This is a genomic window from Rhizobacter sp. P1_G5 (genome assembly GCF_056405435.1).
Genome location: NZ_JBFUCB010000532.1, coordinates 1 through 4,274, shown reverse-complemented (window position 1 = coordinate 4,274; position 4,274 = coordinate 1). Strand labels below are relative to the sequence as shown.

Genomic DNA, 4,274 nt, shown 5'->3' with positions numbered 1-4,274 from the left:
GATTCAGCCCCGCGCCGCGCTCGATGCCGAGCGCCTCGACCAGCTGGTCCAGCGGCAGATGTGCCCGCTGCCGTGCGGCCAGCAGTCGCTCGCGCACCTGGCGCAGCAAGGCCGCGAAGCCCTGCTGCGGGTCGATGCGCAACCGCAGCACCAGCACGTTCGTGAAGTGACCGACCATGCCGGCCAGCTCGGCGCGGTCGCGGTTCGCTGACGGCACGCCAAAGCACAGGTCGCGGTCACCGCCGTAGCGGTGCAGCAGCAGCGCGAGCAAGGCCAGCGTCACCATCGCGGGCGAGGCGGCGTCACGGCGCGCGAGCGCGAGCAGCGCGTCGCYGGTCTCGGGCGCGAGGCCGAAGCCCAGCAGCTCGCCGCGGGCGCTGCGCTGCGCGCTGCGCGGGCGGTCCAGCGGCAGCGTGGTGGCGAGCGGTGCATCGCGCAATTCATCGAGCCACCAGGCCTGCTGGCGTGCCAGCTCGCCGGCGGCCAGCCAGCGTTGCTGCCATTGCGCATGGTCGGCGTACTGCAGCGCCGGCGGCTCCAGGGCCCGGGCGGGATGCTGCAACAGCGACGAGAGCTCCTGCAGCAGCAGCGCGACCGAGCCACCATCGGCCGCGATGTGGTGCACGCCGAGCAGCAGCGCCAGCGTGCCGTCGGGCTCGCAGTACAAGGCCGCGCGGAAGACGGGGCCGTCCTCCAGGTCGAACGGCTGCGCGGCAAAGTCTCGCGCCGCATCGTCGCTGCGTCCCTCGTGTTCCGACCAACCGAACGACGCCGATGCATCCACCCGCTGGATGGCCTGCCCCTCGGCATCCAGCGCGATCCGCGTGCGCAGCACCTCGTGCTGCTGCACCAGCCGTCGCACGGCAGCCTGCACGCCATCGGCACGGCACCCGCCGCGAATGCGCAGGCGCCCGGCCAGGTTGTAGGCCGGCGACTGCGGTGCACGCTGCCACGCCAGCCACAGCGCACGCTGCGCCGGCGCGAGCGGCGCCGGTGTGCCGGGCTCGCGGGCGATCAGCGGCAGCGCGCCGAAGTCCAGCCCTTCGGCACGCAGCCGCTCGAGGAACGCCGCGCGCTTGCCGGCGGGCAACTGGGCGAAGCGGCGCGACAAGGCAGCAAGTTCGATCGTCATTCCAGGGAATCTTCCAGTTCGTCAAGCAAAGCACCCAGCCGGTCCGCGGTGGTCGTGGCGGTCGGCCTCGGCAGTGCCGCGGCCAGGCCGGCCAGCGTCGGGTGGTCGAACACGCTGCGCAGGCCGAGCTCCAGCCCGAGCCGTTGCCGCAGCTCGGCCACCAGCCGCACCGCGAGCAGCGAATGCCCGCCGAGCTCGAAGAAGTGATCGCGGCGGCCGACACGCGGCACGCCGAGCACTTCGCACCAGATCGCCGCGAGCGCGTGCTCGGCGTCGCTCTCGGGTGGTTCGTGTTCGGCGTCGGTGGTGAATTTGGGCTCGGGCAGCGCGCGGCGGTCGAGCTTGCCGCCGGGGGTCAACGGCAGCGCGGGCAGCTGCACGAAGGCCGACGGCAGCATGTGCTCGGGCATCCGCGTGGCCAGGCGTTCGCGCAGCGCGGAGGGCTCGATCGATGCGCCCGGCTGCAGCGCCACATAGGCGACCAGACGCGGCCCGCCCGCCGAGGCCCGGGCGAGCACGACCGCCTCGCGCAGCTCCGGCTGCGCCAGCAGCGCCGTCTCGATCTCGCCGAGTTCGATGCGGAAGCCGCGCAGCTTCACCTGGTGGTCGACGCGGCCGAGGTATTCGATCTGCCCGACATCGTTCCAGCGCACCAGGTCACCGGTGCGATAGAGCCGGCCGCCGCTCGCATCGAACGGATCGGCAATGAAGCGCTCGGCCGTCAGGCCCGGCCGGCCGAGGTAGCCGCGTGCCAGCAGCGCGCCGCCGATGCACAGCTCGCCGGCCACGCCGATGGGCACCGGGTGCAGGTCGGCATCGACGATGCGCAGCGCGCGGCCGGGCAAGGCCCAGCCGATCGGCACCGACGCGGGCCATGGGGCTTCGCCGGTGACGAACGGCGTGCAATCGAGTGCCGAAGCCGTCACGGTGGCCTCGGTCGGGCCGTAGGCGTTCAGCAATCGAATGTGCGACAAGCCGGCGTCGCGCCAGGCCTTCAGGCCTTCGGGCGACATCGCCTCGCCGCCGACGTGCACCTGGCGCAAGGAGCAGACATCAGTGGGAGGTGTCCGCGCGAAATCCTGCGCCAGCAGCTGCCAGTACGCCGTCGTCAGGTCCGCGACGCTGATGCGCCGCGCCACCACTTCGCGGCGGAAGGTCGCGCTGTCCCACACCTCGGGCCCGCGCAGCACCACCGCCGCGCCGAGGGCCAACGGCGCGAACAGCTGCTCGACGAACGCGTCGAAGTTCAGCGTCGCGAACTGCAGCACGCGATCCTCGGGCACGAGGCCGAAGAACGCCGCCGCCGCTTGCGCATGCCGCGCCAGCGCGCGATGCGACACGCCAACGCCCTTCGGCTTGCCGGTCGAGCCGGAGGTGTAGATCACGTACGCGAGCTGGTCGGCGTGCAGCGCCACCTGCGGATCGGTCGCCGCTTCACCCATCAGCGAGGCGCCATCCACCTCGGTCAACACGAGCGCGACGCCACTGTCCTCCACCATCGCCTGCCGCCGCTCGGCGGGATACGCCAGGTCCAGCGGCACGTAGGCCGCACCGGCCTTCAAGACGGCCAGCACCGCGACGATCATCTCGACCGACCGATCGAGGGCGATCCCGACCCGCGACTCCGGCCGCACGCCCTGCGCGATCAGCCGGTGCGCGAGGCGGTTGGCCCGCGCATTCAGCTCGCCGCGGCTCAGTTCCACCTCGCCGAAGACCAGCGCCACCGCCTCCGGCTGCGCGCGAGCCAGCCGCTCGATCGTGCGGTGCACCGGCTCATCCGCCACCACCGGCGAAGCGCCCTCGCCCTGCCGCAACAGCCGCTCGCGTTCGGCATCGGCCGGCAGCGCCAGCGCGCCGATGCACGCATCCGGCTGTTGCACGAACGCCGTCAGCACCTGCTCGAGCTGCGCGGCCAGCTGCGCCACCGTCGCGTCGTCGAACGCGTCGTGCGCGAAGCGCCAGTCGAAGGCCAGCTGCTCGCCCTGGTGCAGCGCCAGCGTCAACGCATAGTGCGTGTCGTCGCGGGTGTGGGCCGTGCCGACGCGCAGCCCGCCCGGCGCCGCTTCGCGCAGCGCCGCGTCGATCGGATAGTTCTCGAACACCAGCAGGCTGTCGAACAGCGCCTGCCCGCCCTGCCCGGCCCAGCGCTGGATCTCGACCAGCGGCGTGTGCTCATGCTCGCGCGCCGCCAGTCCCTGCGCCTGCAGCTCGCGCCACCACGCGCCGAGCGGCTGCGCCGGCTGCAGCGTCGCCACCACCGGCAGCGTGTTGATGAACAGCCCCAGCATCTGCTGCGCGCCCGGCAGCTCGGCCGGCCTGCCTGCCACGGTGCTGCCGAAGCAGACGGTACGCTGCCCGGTGCAGCGCGCCAGCACCAGCGCCCAGGCCGCCTGCGCCAGCGTGTTGACCGTCACGCGCTCGCGGCGCGCTGCATCGGCCAGCGGCTGCAGCGGCAGCGTGCGGTGCAGGCCGCCCTGTCCAGGTTGCGGCGATGCGGGCCGGCGCAGCGCCGAGGCCAGGTGCGTCGGCGACTCCAGCTGCGCGAGCTGCGCCCGCCAATGCGCCTCGCCGGCCGCCGGGTCGCGCGCCTGCAGCCACGCGATGTGGTCGCGGAAGCGCCCGAGCGGCACCGGCAGCGGCGCGCCTTCATACGCGCGCAGCACCTCGCCGAGCAGCAGCGAGCTGCTCCAGCCGTCGAGCAGCAGGTGGTGCGCGGTCCACACGACGTGGTGGCGATCGTCCTGCGTGCGCAGCAGCGCGACGCGCATCAGCGGCGGCCGCGCCAGGTCCAGCGGCGCGGCGAGCTCGGCCTGCGCGAAGGTGTCCAGCTCGGCACCAGGACGGCCTCGCCAGTCCTGCACCGACCACGGCAGCTCGGTGCGGCGCGCCACCCACTGCAGCGGCGGCTGCGCGATGAAGCCGCTGCGCAGCACCTCGTGGCGTGCCAGCACCGTCGTCCACGCGGCGCGGAATCGGGCCACGTCCAGCCCGTCGAGATCGACGCGCAACTGCGTGCGATAGGCCTCGCCGCCGTCATCGACCARCGACTGGAACAGCATGCCGGCCTGCATCGGCGACAGCGGGTACAGGTCGTCGAGGTTCGCCAGCGGCAGGTTCAACGCATCGAGCGTGGGCTGGTCGA

2 protein-coding genes are annotated in these 4,274 nt (G+C 73.2%); both read right to left on the bottom strand.

Annotated elements, in window-relative coordinates; translation table 11 throughout:
• A partial coding sequence (locus AC1D12_RS26240; protein WP_477843903.1) for a condensation domain-containing protein occupies positions 1 to 1,132 on the bottom strand: 1,132 nt, incomplete at its 3' end.
• Positions 1,129 to 4,274 (bottom strand): amino acid adenylation domain-containing protein (locus tag AC1D12_RS26235; RefSeq protein WP_477843901.1); only part of this gene is annotated, 3,146 nt, incomplete at its 5' end. The genes AC1D12_RS26235 and AC1D12_RS26240, both read right to left, overlap by 4 nt.